The following is a 14,953-nucleotide window of genomic DNA, read 5'->3' on the forward strand; positions in this document are numbered from 1 at the left end:
TCAGTTCTCCGCCATGCTAAGAATGATCAGCATGGTGATGCCGACCACGACGAGAAAGACGCCCGCATCGAACAGCAGCGGCGTTCCGACGCTCCATTCGGTCGATCCCGGCATCCGGAGATTCGCCCATGCTCCGGTTAGAAACGGCTCGCCAACAAACAGGCTGAAAAGCCCTGCCGCCAGTGCCGCGAGCAGTCCGGCTCCGACCAGCACATGCGGCGACACGCGAAGCGCCCGGCGTGCCGAGGCCGCACCATTCGCCATCGCGTGCAGGACGTAGGCGGATGCCGCGACCAGCCCTCCGGCAAATCCGCCCCCCGGTTCGTTGTGCCCGCGAAGCAGCAGAAACACCGCAAACATGAGCAACAACGGGTGAAGAATTCGTGATGCCGTAATCAGAATCGTTGATTTCATCCGCCGGCTTCCTCTCGTCTTCGCCGGATGCGCAGCAGGGCGTACACGCCGACCGCCGCCACGGCAAGCACCGTGATTTCACCAAGCGTGTCAATCGCCCGGAAATCAACAAGGATGACGTTCACCACGTTCCGTCCGTGTGCGTCGGACACGCTGTGTTCGGCGAAGTAGTCCGAAATTCGCGAATGAGATTCGATCGTCGCGGCCGACAAAGTGAGCCATGACATCAGCCCGCCGAATGCAATCGCGATGGTGGCATCAAAGGAGCGCGAGGCGCGACTGGAGTAAATTGAGAACGCAGGCAGGTGATAAAGCACAAGCACGAAGAGAATGACGATCAGCGTCTCAATGAGGAACTGCGTCATGGCCAGATCCGGCGCGCCAAAATAGGCAAAGATCAGGGCAACGCCATAACCGACTGCTCCGAGCGATGCCACCGCGCCCAGCCGCGTCCTCGACCGGACGGCCGACAGCGCGCCGAGCAGAATCAAAACGCAGACAACGACAAACTGCGGCTGAACATTGGAGAAGTCAACTGCCTGTAACATGTCAAAGCTCGAATCGAGATTCAGTCCGATCAGTGCGACTGCCGTCGTCAGGATGATGAGCAGATAGCGCCGCAGGTGCCCGCTTTGAATCACGCGGGTCTGCATCGTGGCGATGTGGTTGATTCCGGTAAGCATCCGTTCATATGCGGCGCTCGGCCCGAATTGTTCGAACCTGCTCAATCGGGACAGCGCGTGAACGATTGCAGTCCGCCTCGAGAACAGGATCATGCCGCCGATCAGCGTAGCGGCGCTCAGTGCCAGTGCCGGCGTCAGGCCATGCCACAGCTTGAGTGCGGGCAGCGCGCGGCTCTGTTCCATGCCGATGATCGCGCCCACCGTCGGGTAAACCACCCGCTCGCCGATCACCGTCACGAAGATGCCGCCGGCAGCGCCGCCAACCGCTAGAATCAGCGGGCCCAGCCACATCCCGAGTGCCCCTTCATGCGGACGATTCACGAAAGACCGACCATTGCCGAAAAAAGGCCGCAGCCCGACGCGCAGCGGCACGACGAACAGCACCATATGCGTCGCCAGGAATGCCGCCGTCACGACAATCCACCAAGGCGAAGCGTCCATGCCCGCTTCGTAAAGCAACTCTTTCCCGACGAATCCGAACATCGGCGGAATGCCCGCCATGGAAAGGCCGGCAAGTGCCCCAACTGCGGCACTCATCGGCATGGCTCTTCCGAGGCCGCCGAGGCGATCCGCGTCATATTCACCGGTTGCATGCGAAATCACGCCGGCCAGCATGAAAAGCGCGCCCTTATAAAACGCGTGCGCGATGAGATAAACAACCGCGGCCATGATCGCGGCCGGCGTGCCGATTCCAATGAGCATCGTCAGAATTCCGAGCGTGCTGACCGTGGAGTACGCGAGGATTCGCTTAAGCCCCGCGCTCGACAGCGAGAATGCCGCACCGATCAGCATCGTCGCACCGCCGATCAGCGTCAGCGTTGTCTGCCACGATGCCGTGCCACCGAGAATCGGCGTCATGCGTGCCAGGAGGAAGACGCCTGCCTTCACCATTGTCGCGGAGTGCAGATAGGCGCTGACCGGTGACGGCGCTTCCATGGCGCTGGGCAGCCAGAAATGAAATGGAAACTGGGCCGACTTGGTTGCCGCTCCGATCACCACGAGAACCAGGATCGGCACATACAGCCCGTGGGCCCGGACGGTTGCGGATCGTTCAACCATCGCGGAGAGCTCGTAGTTGCCGCAGACGTGCCCGAGAAAGAGCAGTCCCACCAGTAGCGCAAGACCCCCGATTCCCGTCACCAGCAGCGCCTGGAGCGCCGCGCTCCTTGCCGACGGTCGCTCGTGATCGAAACCTATTAGAAGATAGGAACTCAGGCTCGTCAGTTCCCAGCAGATGAACAGCAGGATGGCATTGTCCGCCAGCGCCACCCCAAGCATCGACGCCATGAACAGCAACAAGTACGAGTAGAAAAGCCCCAGTTCTGCGCGTCCTCGGAGGTAGTCGCCGGCGTATATAAGGATCAGTGAGCCGATGCCGGACACGAGGACGGCGAGCATCAAACCCAGCCCATCGGCGCGGAGCGAAAACGTCAGGCCCATCGATTCGACCCACGTGTATGATTCGATAATTTCGACCCCTGCGGCCGCATCGCTGAATCGCATGCCCAGGCGCGCCGCGACATAGCCCGCCGCCGCCGCGAGCAGCCAGTGCGTCGCGCGGCCGAGCACGCGATGCAGGATCGGCGCGCTCGCCGCAAGGGCCAGAACAAGAAGAATCGCTGCTGTGAGGGTCATGAAACCGATTGTAACGGCAGTTGCGGTTTTTCACGAGTTGCGGAGACGCTGAGTGGGAATAGCGCTGATTTGCACCACGTCATCGCGATGTCAGCGGCAAAATTCGCTTTCACTGCGACAACTTCCGCTCCATTGCCTCCGGTGGGCTCGCTCCACCGATTCGAAGATGGCCGCATCGCATCCCGGGAACCGATCCGCGACTGGAACGGTGCTTGCAATCCTGCGGAGTGATCCCCGGAGACGGTGCGGCGTCTCGCACGCTTCGGGATTTCAAAGGAGCTGGCGTGGATGGCAACTCAAAGTCGTTCGTGGGCGGAGCCTTACAAGATCAAGATGGTTGAGCACCTTCGTGTCACGACGCGCGAAGAACGCGAACGAGCGATTCAGGAGGCGGGCTACAATACGTTCCTGCTCAAGAGCGACGATGTGTACATCGATCTGCTCACGGATTCCGGCACGTCCGCAATGAGTGACAGGCAATGGGCGGGCCTCATGTGCGGCGACGAAGCCTACGCCGGATCGAAGAACTTCTATCATCTGGAAGAAACCGTTCGGCGCTACTATGGCTACAAGCACGTCATCCCGACGCACCAGGGCCGCGGCGCCGAAAATCTGATCAGCCGGCTGCTGATCAAACCGGGCGACGTGATTCCCGGCAATATGTATTTCACCACCACGAAGCTGCACCAGGAACTGGCGGGCGGCACTTTCGTTGACGTCGTCATCGACGAGGCCCACCAGCCGGAGAATGAACATCCCTTCAAGGGCAATGTGGACCTGGGCAAGCTTCTTCGCGTGATTGAAGAGCACGGCGCGGGGCGCATTCCCTACTTCGCGCTGGGAACCAATGTCAACATGGCCGGCGGCCAGCCCATCTCGCTGAAAAACCTTCGCGAGACCTGCGAGCTATGCCACAAGCACGGCATCAAGGTGATTCATGACGCCACGCGCGCCGTGGAGAATTGCTATTTCATCAAGCAGCGTGAATCGGGATACGCCGACAGAACGCTTGCCGAAATCCTGTTGGAAATCTGCTCGCATACCGACGGCTGCACCATGTCCGCGAAGAAAGACGCCCTCGTCAATATCGGCGGGTTCCTCTGCGTGAACGATGATGAACTGGCCGACGCCGCACGGAACCTCTGCGTTGTTTATGAGGGGCTTCACACCTATGGCGGCCTGGCCGGACGAGACATGGAGGCCATCGCAATCGGCATTCGCGAATCCGTCGAATACGACCACATGCACGCCCGAATCGGGCAGGTGGAGTATCTGGGACGCCGCCTGATTGATGCCGGCGTGCCGATCGTCCATCCGATCGGCGGCCACGGCATTTTCCTGGACGCCATCGGGTTCCTTCCGCACATTCCGCGCGAGCAGTTTCCGGCGCAGTCACTGGCCGCGGCGCTCTATGTCGATTCCGGCGTGCGGGCCATGGAGCGCGGAGCGGTCTCCGCCGGCCGCGACAAGGCGACCGGCAAGAACATTTATCCGAAGCTGGAACTGGTGCGGCTGACGATTCCGCGACGGGTCTACACGCAGGCGCACATGGATGTCACCGCCGAGTCGGTCATCGCGGTGTATGAAACTCGCGAGCGGATCAGGGGACTGCGCATCACCTACGAGCCGAAGCATCTTCGCTTCTTCCAGGCACGTTTCGAACCGGTTGGCTGAGCGGGGCGGGTCTCACGGCGGGATTTCGACGTAGATGAAGTTCGTCTGAATCTCCCGCAGGAGCGGGCCGGGGATGCGCTGGACCTGAAAGGTGCCGCCGATGTCGGGCCGGGTGGGCACATACTCGTAAATGTCCATGAAGCTCGCCCGGGCGCCGCGCATCGCGCTTTCCAGCGCCGCGGCCATGTCATCTTCCAGCTTTTCCTTCAGGGCCTTGCGGGCTTTTCGGCTGCCGTCCGGCAGCAGCCAGTCGGCCAGGGCGTCGAGATCGCAGTCGCCCAGTTCGATCGGCGGGGCGACGGCCCGGGCGGCGGCGAGCTGCTCGGGGGTGAGGGTGTCTTTTCGGATGAGGCGGTACTTTTTCATGGGCCATCCGGTGGGCGGTGCATCGAAGAGGACAGCGCCCGGCATTCATTGTACCGGGCGCTGCCTCCGGGATGCGTGGATGTCTGCGACCGTGCAGCGCGTCGATCGCGTCAGGCGTTGATGGTGGCGTTGACCGGGTTGCTCCACGGTCCTTTTTCGCCGCGGCTGTTGACCCACCGGAGCCAGTACCAGGCCATGCGGCCGCCGTCGCTGCCGGGGTAGGTCACGACGAGCGGGGCCCGGGTGGAGAGGCCGCGGAAGATGAACTGGGAGGGGTCGGTCGGCGGGGTGTCGGAGATGGCGCCCCAGATTTCGGCGCCGAGGACGCCGAGCGGCTTGGCCTTGCGGGTGGGGGTGGATTCATCGACGAAGTCGATTTTGTGGCGGAGGCGGCCGGAGCATTCGATGCTTCCCAGCGGCGCGGTGGCGGGTGGGCCGATGGGGGACGGGTTGCTGTCGGGAATGGTGATGCCGAGTGCGGCGCGTTCGGCATCGTTGACCTGTGGGCTGGCCTGGAGCCGGCGGACGAGGGAGCGAACGAGGGAGACATAGCCGGCGCGTGCGGCATCCTTGGCCGCTCGGGCGCTTTCGGCGGATGCCACGGCGGTGACATGTGCCGGGTAGGCGGATTCCCATTCGGTCTGGGCGGTGTCGATGGGCGCCATGTCGGCGGCGGTGAGGCCGAGTGCCGCGAGATTGGCGTTTGCATAGTTGACGAAATTGGTCTGCCATGCCTGGAATTCGGCATCGGCGGCTGGGATGTAGTCGGCCATGCTGTGATTCTCCTTCGCGTCTGGCGGATCCGGCGATCCTTGAAACGGGGCGGTGCCGCGATGGCGGCGCGCGGGTTTCGCGGCCCGATCGTCACGACACGTGTCGCCCATGAACGCCCCCACGCGGCCCGATGCCAGTGGGACGGCATTCTGGCATTTCCGATCGGCCTGATCTTGAAAGTGCCTGAGTGAAAAACGGGATAATTTTTCGCGGGCGGGGAAGGGGGAGAGGGGGGACGGATCCGGTTCACCCCCACGTGTGTGGGGACATCGTAGTGACACCTGTGGCAGTGGTATCGCTGCACGGTTCACCCCCCACGTGCGTGGGGACATCAGCGCCGGACCGATCCATTTCTTCGTGCCGATCGGTTCACCCCCACGTGCGTGGGGACATCGCCGGCGCAACGTCGGTCGCACTGCCCACAGACGGTTCACCCCCACGTGCGTGGGGACATCGTTCCGAGAGCGGCATCATAGGTTCAGCTCCACGGTTCACCCCCACGTGCGTGGGGACATCGCATCGGCCGCGGCCTTCTGCATTTCGCGGTACGGTTCACCCCCACGTGCGTGGGGACATCATCGCGCCACCGGGATCCGCGGACCCGGTGATCGGTTCACCCCCACGTGCGTGGGGACATCCCCTCATGCTGGTCGCAAAACCATTCGGCGTGCGGTTCACCCCCACGTGCGTGGGGACATCGAGCCGCCGGCCTGCTTCAGCGCCGCCCCGCTCGGTTCACCCCCACGTGCGTGGGGACATCCACCCCACACGTCAACGCGCCCTGAACAATCGCGGTTCACCCCCACGTGCGTGGGGACATCGCGGCACGGGCACGCACGATCAGACGCATGTTCGGTTCACCCCCACGTGCGTGGGGACATCGGACTCATCGCCGCCGCCAACGGACTCGTCGACGGTTCACCCCCACGTGCGTGGGGACATCGTCTTCATCGCAGTCGATTAGCCGCTTCGAAGCGGTTCACCCCCACGTGCGTGGGGACATCGCCGCGGTGCTGGACGCCGTCACGGATCGTTCACGGTTCACCCCCACGTGCGTGGGGACATCTGTCGGAAAAACATGACTCCGAATTCGCCGAGCGGTTCACCCCCACGTGCGTGGGGACATCCATCCAGCCGGCTTCGCGGAGCATCGCCAGCGCGGTTCACCCCCACGTGCGTGGGGACATCGCTGACCTTTCCCACGGCCCGGCGCGGCGCCCTGGTTCACCCCCACGTGCGTGGGGACATCGTGACGCCAGCCGAATGGCGCGGAATCGTGGCGGTTCACCCCCACGTGCGTGGGGACATCTCAATGCCGCCGTCTGCCCAAGTCATGCACGCCGGTTCACCCCCACGTGCGTGGGGACATCGCGTCGAATTCCGGCTTCATGAGTCGCGGTCCCGGTTCACCCCCACGTGCGTGGGGACATCAGCCGGGACGCGAAGGTGGACGCCGCCAGGCCCGGTTCACCCCCACGTGCGTGGGGACATCCGTTGCAGAGGCGAATGGCGAGCGATTGCAACCGGTTCACCCCCACGTGCGTGGGGACATCACATGGCACGGCGGTCGCGAGCGCCGGGATTGCCGGTTCACCCCCACGTGCGTGGGGACATCCCATGCCCTCGCACCGCTCGCGTTTCGGTCCGCGGTTCACCCCCACGTGCGTGGGGACATCGAATGCGCCCGCCATTGTTGCCCGAAGTTGTTCGGTTCACCCCCACGTGCGTGGGGACATCATACTCGCGATTCATTTTGGTGTCTCCGTTCGCGGTTCACCCCCACGTGCGTGGGGACATCCATGCATACGGTTTGTACTCGAATCCTGGATGCGGTTCACCCCCACGTGCGTGGGGACATCTCGGATTCAACCGACCTGGCCGATCCCGCCGACGGTTCACCCCCACGTGCGTGGGGACATCGTGCTTTTTCGTCTTCCCTTGTTTTTCGCACACGGTTCACCCCCACGTGCGTGGGGACATCCATGATGCGAATAATCGCATCGGCGCATTCTTCGGTTCACCCCCACGTGCGTGGGGACATCCTCGGTTAATACGCTGTCCAAAACGCTAAGCGCGGTTCACCCCCACGTGCGTGGGGACATCGAATTTCGTCGTCTCCGGCGGCAGGCTCACCTTCGGTTCACCCCCACGTGCGTGGGGACATCCATACTCGCGATTCATTTTGTGTCTCCGTTCGCGGTTCACCCCCACGTGCGTGGGGACATCTTCCCAGTTGGTTGCTAAGACCGTCCAACATCCGGTTCACCCCCACGTGCGTGGGGACATCGATTATTCCCATTTCCAATTCGCAGCCCTCCGCGGTTCACCCCCACGTGCGTGGGGACATCTGGAGCTTCATTCCCGCCGCGCCGGCTTTCGCCGGTTCACCCCCACGTGCGTGGGGACATCTTCTTCCACGACAGGCCCTTCCATTTCGCGTTCGGTTCACCCCCACGTGCGTGGGGACATCTTTGCTGCGATATCGGATTCGGTGCGACCTGCCGGTTCACCCCCACGTGCGTGGGGACATCACTGGATATTACGCTGATTTCGGCGTTTTGGGAAGAATCAGGCCGTCAAAGTCTCGCATGATTCGCGGCGTCCTGCCATACGTCACGATCCGATATCCCTGTTCGCAGGCGTCCGGGTGGATCAGAATCGCCGAGCCGCCCTTCAGGTCAATCTCCTCCTCGACCTTTTTCCAGAGCCGCTCCCGGATTCGCGCCGACGGATGACCGACATACACGTTGGTCCGCGGCTGGACCAGCCAGCGCGTCAAACGCCCGCGAAAGCCCGGGCGCACCTTGTGCAGAATGAGAACCATCATGCCGCATCGCCTCCTTCCGCGCCCGATGGCCCGTCGCCGGACGAGAGAATCAGCCTGATCGGCACGTCGCCACCCGCCAAGGGGGTCCAGAGCTCGGCCGGCCGGGCGGGATCCTCGACGAATTCGTCCGATTCGTCGTCCTCGACTTTCAGGCATTTTCGAATGTCGGGGAGGATCCGCTGAAGCAGTTTCGCTCCGTGGAACCGCCGCCGCGCTTCCTCGCGCACCGCGCGCTCGAGATCCTCCGGTTGCGCCGCGGCCAGTTCGAACGCGAGGGGAATCGTCAATTCCGCCTTGTACAGGTCTGCCACGTCGTAGACGAACGAAAGCTGCTTGCCGGTGTGGATGAAGCCGATCGCCGGGGAATATCCCGCTGACAGGATCGCGGCATGGACAAGGCCGTACAGGCAGGCGTTGGCCGCCGAAAGGGCGCGGTTGACGGTATTTCCCGCGTACCAGTCCTCACGCTTGTATGTGCGGCCTTCCCATGGGATGCCGGTCGCCTTCGAGGCCTCGGCGTAGGCCTGACGCACGCGAATTCCCTCCTTGCCGCGAAGCTGTTGCAGGGTGATATCGGGATCGATCGCGTCGTCGGCGAACCGGGAACAGTACATGCGAATGACGACCTGAAGGCGCGTCCGCTCGTCGGCCGCAAGCCGCGCCTGGCGCAGCAGGTTGCGGCTGTGACGGGCGCCGCCGCAGCCGGCGGCGTAGTATCGGATACCGAGCTCACCGGCCCAGACGGTGAGGCAGTTGTTGTCGGCGAGGGATTTAATCGCCTCATGGGTGATGCTGGTGCCGGGCCCGAGCATGAGCAGGGCGAGGGAAGAGACCGGTACATCGGTGACACCATCGAACTCGTGAATGGCGATGGCGTTCTCGCTGTGCCTGATGACGGCGCGATCGACGTAGAGGAACGAGAGGCGGTCGTCAAAGCGCCCGATGTCGTGAAGATTGGTCCGCATGGCGGCCTCCCATGGCGGCGAAAGGCTATTCACTTGCCAAAGATCGGGCTGCTGACGGGGCGGCTTGAGGATTAACGCGCCACCGCCGCCACCGTGGCACTAGAGGGGGGCGATGGAGAGAAGGCCGAAGCCGAAGGCCTTGGCAGGGCCGATGCCAGCAGCCAGTGTCCTGACGAACCTCTCCGCTTCCGTCACCCGCAACCGACCAGCAAATTCGACGCCATCCCACTGGCGGACGCCGCCGCGCTTCGGTTTGCCAATAATCCGTCCTATTGGAAGGATGGTTAGGGTGCCGTCGATGAGGGCAAAGCCCGATTCGACAGCGCGATTCTTCAACCATGTTTCCAAATTCTCGGTACCGCGAAGGCCCACGCGCTGCCCCTTGCGACCTTCTGGACCGTCCGTGCGGAGCCGCTTTACGGGATTCGCTTCCAGTTCAAAGTTCCACTCGCTACCAGACACATATTGGGCGAGCGTCATTGGACGGGGCGGTGGAAGGCGGTTGGCGACGAGCCAATCAGACTTGTTAAATGCGCGAAACCAGTCGGGTCGAATGTGGCTGCGAACCAACAAGCTGACAACCGTTCCTCGTTGTATGCGGAATGAAAAACTTCCCTTGTCCCGCTCGACACCATAGCCCCTTGCGGCAAGCTCGTTTCCCACCTCAGGAAATGCCATCGACAACCGCTGATGAACGTGTTGCCGATTGGCGATCCATCGGTTTCCGGGGGAATCGGCATCATAGGCGTCGCCAGCCAACAATGGAATCGTCGACTCGATCAATTCACATTCCGTCGTATGCGCCCCAACTGGCTGCACACTGATCGGAGAGTTTCGACGCAGTTGTTCGCGGGCCGCGAAAATGCGATGTTGCCACATCGGATTGCGAGGATCGACACGATCAATGCCGTATCCGCGCTGGTACTCGATCATTGTGACCGCAGCATGGCATTCATTGCAGAGCATGACCAGATCATCCCTCTCTGTGCTGCGGTGATCCTCGGTTACGGTCTCACGGCCGTGTCGCCGATAGGTGATGTGGTGGGCGTGCAGATTTTTCGGGTGATTTGGAACGAAGTGGCAGAAGATGCAGCGTCCGACCCCCTTGGGCCCCGCTTTGTCGCGGGCAGCCTTCTTCGCCTTGACCATGCCGGACATTTCGATTGGGGTGGGAGGCGCACCGTAGTAGGGACAAGTCAGATCAGGCCGCTCCAATTTACTATCGGGTCTGGGAATCATGAAGTCGAGGGCGACTCGACCCGTGTGAACCGGCGGATCGACTCGCTCGATACGGTCAGATAGGTACACCTTTGCGCGCGCAAAGTCGCTTGGCGATGTGGTTGTTTGATCGCCAAACATTTTACTGAAGGTGTCCACATCGAGAAGATCGCAGACTACGCGCACTTCCTCACCGACATCCAGGGGAAGTGAAGCCCTATCCTCGGGCCCGTCCTGCTTGATCGCAGTTGGCAGGTCCAAGTCGTCACGCACTCCCGCGTAAATTGGTTCGGAGGGCACGCAGCGCTTGCGACCCAGATATAGCGGCCAGATCGGAGAGCGCAGGGCTTCCGCCAGATTGCGAATCAGCTGGGGTTCGCCCTGCAACACTACTAGAAAACTGGCGTCGAATAGAAACTCGCGGGGCGAGATGATCGCCTCGACTTCGCCAGTACTGCCCGTACGTTTTATTTTACCGTCCGCCGACAAGATGCCGATGCCTGCTCCCACCGTCTGGTAATCCTCGTCGCAGCGACCCGCGCGATCAATGCGGACCGCCATTGTCAGGGCATTGAACGCAACCAAACGAGAATTCAGGCTCCGGCGAGTCAATCCCAAGGCTGCCCCAAGCAAGCCTATGACGCCAGATTTTGTTGGAAACGCTTCGGTGCGCCGGACGCGTCCGATTGCTCGACTGCCCCAACTTTGCATCGGGCCCTCCAGACGCAAGTAAAGCGAGGAAGTCTCGCCACTTTCGATGCGTGTCGTCGTCATTTCCTGCCTCCCGCGACGGCCGCGTTGACTGCCGCCACAAGGTCATTGAAGGCGTCGCAACTCTTGAGCGTGGAGTCGCTGAAGAACTCATCATCCGTCAGAGGCGATTGATTCCCCTTCTTTAGGTCGTTGCGAAGCCGTTCGACTGCCTGCTCGCAATCAGGATCGTTTATGAAGAGAAATCGTTGGGTGCCATCGACCGCCATTTTTCGATTGCGATATTGCGCGAACGCCAGCAGTTTTCGGATGCTGTCGGTGAGAAGGGTTTCCGTGGTCCCATTCTCTCGTTCGCCGGCGCGTGCGGGATCGTGGAAGGCCGTAAGGTAGCTGGTGGCAACGTGCGCCTGCTTCACTTCGACAAGGATGAGACTCGGTTGCTGGTTTTGAGCGTGGCTGTTGATTTTGCCTCGCGGAACATTGAGCATAAGCGCCCGAAGCAGCCCCTCAATTGATTTCGCCGCGACATCGTTCGCCTTGGCGGCCGCTGCATGAAAGAACTCATCATCCTTCTTGTCATCCGGGATTTCAGCGCCGAGGTTGCGACACAGGGCCGTGTGATCGACCGAGAGATATTTGTAAAAGACGGCGGACGCAAACTGCGATTCACCCAAGTGCGCAGCGCCGGCATCAGTCGCCAAGTCGTCGACAGCGGTGAAATAATCATATTCGGGATAGGCCGGATGGGTGCTGATGGCGTCAGCGACCTGGCAGGCGGCTTCGATGTCGCGGAAGGCATCGGAAGTGGTCATCCGTCCAAAAAGCGCGATGTCGGCGGCCGAAATCGGGCGGTCCGAGGTGCATTTGAGCGAATCGGCCAGAGTCACCTTTGCGCCGCTGACTTTCTTCGCCCCGCGCTCAGGTTTTAACGATTTGGAGAGCGCGGCTTCATCTTCATACGCTTCGTTTTCCCGGAGCTTGAGAATCACCCGAAGCAGCCAGTATGCGAGATCGTAACTCGGTGTGAGCTTTTCGGCTTCAGTCGACGGCTCGAAGCCGTCGGGTCGGTCGGCGACATCCATTGCCTCGACAACAGATTGAATCATGGGCCAGTGCGCACGAACAGATGCCCAGGCGATGTCTTTCTCCGGGCTCGATTTCGGCCACTGCAACTTCTTGGCCGCGTCGCCGAGATTGTCGGCGAATATCTGCGCAGGATCGGCGAGATCGTCAAGCTTATCCTTGGCCTTCAGGTCCTTCAGAATCGCGATGATGCGCTCCACTTCGCGATCAAGATCGAGATAAATCGCCTGTGGTGTTCGCACCTTGCCGTCCGGCCTGACTTCGTCCTGCTTACTGTCCTTCTGAGCAATGATGGAAACGGCGGCTTTGATGCCTTCAACGTTCTTGTCGTCCGCTCCGAATTCGGCCTGCCACGCGGCCGCGACGCGCTCGGGCAAGAGTCGCGTTCGAACTCCGAAGTTTGCCGAGCCCACAGTTTGTTCGAATACTCCGAGAGTTCGGTCGTCTTGATCTGGGCGTCTCGGTTGTCGGATAACCCGCTTGAGGCACTGGCTGCTGATACGGAGCCGTTCCGATCCGGCGTAGAATGCCTTCTTGGGCCGACCCTCCTGGTCGCGATTGAGGTTGGACGGTCCGAATTCCTGAATGACGTGAAATTCAATCAACATATAAGGTCCTTTCTCTCCGAAATGAAATCGGAACAACGGAAGTCAATCTGTGAACCCTTGGCGCCGCTAGGCCAGAATTGTTCGCCAGCGCGCGGGAGTCGGATCAATCGGATCATGCCACTTCGACAGTTCTACAAGCAGATCGGCGAAGTCTATTCGAGGCGGCTGTGGGGTCGTTGGTGTCTCAGTGATGGCGGAAAAGAGGCGGCTCAATGCCCCTTGCCGGGCTGCATGCGGGGCAGTAACCACTTCGGCGAGAAGTCTGCGAAATCGGCCGCCGCCGCGAACGCCGCCTTGACGATCTTCGGCAACTTGCTGATTAGCAAGCGTGCGGAACGTCGCGCCGGGGACGGGTTCATGCTTCCACGCCTGCACATGGTGTGCGGAGTAGATTGGTAGGATCGCCGCGACCGCCTCCCGGAGCGCGTGACGGCGATGCCCCGATTCGATCCGCGATTGTTGCCAAACAAATGTCATGGCCGCCTGCCGCTCCATCGTCGCCGCACCGGCGGTAACATTCGTCATCGACCATGCCTGACGCTGAAGGTCAGGTAGGCTCTCCATTTGCTTGACCAGTGCTCGCGCGGCGGCATACAGAATTGTATTCACCTCGGCGGTGTCAACTGATCGAACGCCGTATTTGTCGTCTTCATTCGGTTTGGTCTCACTCGCCCATTGCGATAGATAGGCATTCGGATCATCATCAGTCGCAATTGCAACCCACGTATCGAGGACTTGGGCGAGCGACAGTTGGCGACGCTTCGCCGCATGTTCTTTGTCAAAGAACTTCACTAACGCCTCGGCCGTCGCGTCAAGCTTCACCGATGGCTGAGCCATCAACTTGGATGGGATTGCGTATTCGGCAATAGGGGCGTCGTCGATTTTGGCTTGGTTGCCGGCGCTCGATGTTACGACGACCGAAATGTCGGATTTCAAGTGGTGCGCTCGTTTAATCATGCGATTCCACCCCACGCGTCCGGGCTCCGTGAGCCAACGCGTGATCGCACGGACGGGCCAGAATTCGAAATCGCCTCCGAGATTGAACGTGTCCTTGTTCGAGGGAATCAGGTGGGGGTCGTCCGGCGACGATTTCCACTGTTCGACGTCCTGCTTAGCGCCATACGGGCTATTTGCATGGTTGTAAGTGTCAGCAACAACAACCTTGGTGAATCGATCGAAATGGCTTTCGCCGCAATGGCAGCAAGGCTCATCACTTTGACTGTTCGATACGGGCGTCACAAGGCGAGGCCGCCAGGTCATCCGAGCGACGGGCCCCGGCACGCCATCCGCGCGACCGTGGATCGCGACCCACGAAGGTCGGCCGCGATCGCCGACAATAAGATTGAGGAGCAGCGTTTTGAGCAGTGTGTCGGCATAAGGAATGACATAGCGCGGCTCGCTTCCGCCGATGGTTGAGAGCAGATTGCGGCTAATCGCCGGACCGAGGCCGCCGCGGGCGAAGGCGGATTCAGCCAGCCTGCCCTTGAGCATGCAACCGACACACAGCGGCGGATCGGCGTCGTAGGCGTGGTTGAAGTGGACGATATTGGTGCCGGATGGAATCTCAGCGAGCAGTTGGGATGCCGATTGTGGCGTGTTGGGCGCATCCCAGCCGGGAATATTCTTAATTACCTCTGCGTCGAAGTACGATGCCTGAGAACCACCGTCGCGAGCCGTCGCAGTCTCCAGCGGCGCGATGATCGCCGCGACCGCGTCGCTCTGAAGCCCTGTTTCGGTGCGGGCAGTAAGTCTGATCAAATCTTCTTCACAGCCAACGCGATCCCTAAGTCCATCGCTAACAAGCGCGATGAGAAACCGCAGCATTGCGACGTTGATCAGCGGAGACGATTCCCCGATTCGCGCGATTGCATGAGCATCGGCAAGAAGTTCCTTGAGCGAACAAACTCGACTCTGTCCATCAATCAGTGTGACGCTAATCCACGGCGATGAGACGAGACTGAATGAAGGCATTTTTTCCTTTCCTCCGAGTGGAGT

The 14,953-nt window shown here is 61.2% G+C and carries 10 protein-coding genes and 1 CRISPR repeat array; of the genes, 1 reads left to right on the forward strand and 9 read right to left on the reverse strand.

The window, feature by feature from the left end:
- Both KF841_08470 and KF841_08475 read right to left on the reverse strand, forming a co-directional pair.
- Positions 1-414 carry a Na+/H+ antiporter subunit B gene (locus KF841_08470; GenBank protein ID MBX3395389.1) on the reverse strand — a complete coding sequence of 138 codons (414 nt, stop codon included), beginning with the start codon at positions 412-414 and terminating at the stop codon, positions 1-3.
- Entirely contained in the window at positions 411-2,732 is a 2,322-nt protein-coding gene (locus KF841_08475; GenBank protein ID MBX3395390.1) for a putative monovalent cation/H+ antiporter subunit A, read from the reverse strand. Before KF841_08475 ends, KF841_08470 begins: the two co-directional genes overlap by 4 nt.
- A 288-nt stretch (positions 2,733-3,020) precedes the next feature.
- On the opposite strand from KF841_08475, the gene KF841_08480 reads away from it, so the two are divergent.
- Entirely contained in the window at positions 3,021-4,406 is a 1,386-nt protein-coding gene (locus KF841_08480; protein ID MBX3395391.1) for a tyrosine phenol-lyase, read from the forward strand.
- Positions 4,407-4,418: 12 nt separating this feature from the next.
- On the opposite strand, the gene KF841_08485 is transcribed toward KF841_08480, so the two are convergent.
- The 7 genes from KF841_08485 to KF841_08515 form a co-directional block, all read right to left on the reverse strand.
- Positions 4,419-4,772: a hypothetical protein gene (locus KF841_08485; GenBank protein ID MBX3395392.1), complete on the reverse strand. Its 354-nt coding sequence runs from the start codon at positions 4,770-4,772 to the stop codon at positions 4,419-4,421.
- 110 nt (positions 4,773-4,882) lie between these two features.
- On the reverse strand, positions 4,883-5,545 hold the full coding sequence (locus tag KF841_08490) for a hypothetical protein (GenBank protein ID MBX3395393.1): 663 nt from the start codon (positions 5,543-5,545) through the stop codon (positions 4,883-4,885).
- A gap of 243 nt (positions 5,546-5,788) precedes the next feature.
- A CRISPR array of direct repeats spans positions 5,789-8,077; the repeat unit is 29 nt; unit sequence CGGTTCACCCCCACGTGCGTGGGGACATC.
- An 8-nt stretch (positions 8,078-8,085) separates the two neighbouring features.
- Positions 8,086-8,373, reverse strand: coding sequence for a type I-E CRISPR-associated endoribonuclease Cas2 (gene cas2e / locus KF841_08495; protein MBX3395394.1), 288 nt, complete (start codon positions 8,371-8,373; stop codon positions 8,086-8,088).
- Positions 8,370-9,338 (reverse strand): type I-E CRISPR-associated endonuclease Cas1, encoded by a 969-nt coding sequence (gene cas1e, locus KF841_08500; protein ID MBX3395395.1) that lies wholly within the window; start codon positions 9,336-9,338, stop codon positions 8,370-8,372. Before cas1e ends, cas2e begins: the two co-directional genes overlap by 4 nt.
- A gap of 99 nt (positions 9,339-9,437) precedes the next feature.
- Positions 9,438-11,330: a type I-E CRISPR-associated protein Cas5/CasD gene (cas5e, locus tag KF841_08505; protein MBX3395396.1), complete on the reverse strand. Its 1,893-nt coding sequence runs from the start codon at positions 11,328-11,330 to the stop codon at positions 9,438-9,440.
- Positions 11,327-12,958 carry a type I-E CRISPR-associated protein Cas7/Cse4/CasC gene (locus KF841_08510; GenBank protein MBX3395397.1) on the reverse strand — a complete coding sequence of 544 codons (1,632 nt, stop codon included), beginning with the start codon at positions 12,956-12,958 and terminating at the stop codon, positions 11,327-11,329. Before KF841_08510 ends, cas5e begins: the two co-directional genes overlap by 4 nt.
- Before the next feature lie 66 nt (positions 12,959-13,024).
- Positions 13,025-14,929, reverse strand: a complete 1,905-nt coding sequence (locus KF841_08515) for a type I-E CRISPR-associated protein Cse1/CasA (GenBank protein MBX3395398.1) — start codon at positions 14,927-14,929, stop codon at positions 13,025-13,027.
- Positions 14,930-14,953 lie beyond the last annotated feature (24 nt).

The organism is Phycisphaerae bacterium, assembly GCA_019636475.1.
Taxonomy (GTDB): Bacteria; Planctomycetota; Phycisphaerae; order UBA1845; family UTPLA1; genus JADJRI01.

Excerpts from the sequence above, each read along its gene's own strand:
- KF841_08515 (MBX3395398.1), bottom strand. The coding sequence starts at position 14,929 with ATGCCTTCATTCAGTCTCGTCTCATCGCCGTGGATTAGCGTCACACTG.
- KF841_08490 (MBX3395393.1), bottom strand. The coding sequence starts at position 5,545 with ATGGCCGACTACATCCCAGCCGCCGATGCCGAATTCCAGGCATGGCAG.
- KF841_08475 (MBX3395390.1), bottom strand. The coding sequence starts at position 2,732 with ATGACCCTCACAGCAGCGATTCTTCTTGTTCTGGCCCTTGCGGCGAGC.
- KF841_08510 (MBX3395397.1), bottom strand. The coding sequence starts at position 12,958 with ATGTTGATTGAATTTCACGTCATTCAGGAATTCGGACCGTCCAACCTC.
- cas5e (MBX3395396.1), bottom strand. The coding sequence starts at position 11,330 with ATGACGACGACACGCATCGAAAGTGGCGAGACTTCCTCGCTTTACTTG.
- KF841_08485 (MBX3395392.1), bottom strand. The coding sequence starts at position 4,772 with ATGAAAAAGTACCGCCTCATCCGAAAAGACACCCTCACCCCCGAGCAG.
- cas2e (MBX3395394.1), bottom strand. The coding sequence starts at position 8,373 with ATGATGGTTCTCATTCTGCACAAGGTGCGCCCGGGCTTTCGCGGGCGT.
- KF841_08480 (MBX3395391.1), top strand. The coding sequence starts at position 3,021 with ATGGCAACTCAAAGTCGTTCGTGGGCGGAGCCTTACAAGATCAAGATG.
- cas1e (MBX3395395.1), bottom strand. The coding sequence starts at position 9,338 with ATGCGGACCAATCTTCACGACATCGGGCGCTTTGACGACCGCCTCTCG.
- KF841_08470 (MBX3395389.1), bottom strand. The coding sequence starts at position 414 with ATGAAATCAACGATTCTGATTACGGCATCACGAATTCTTCACCCGTTG.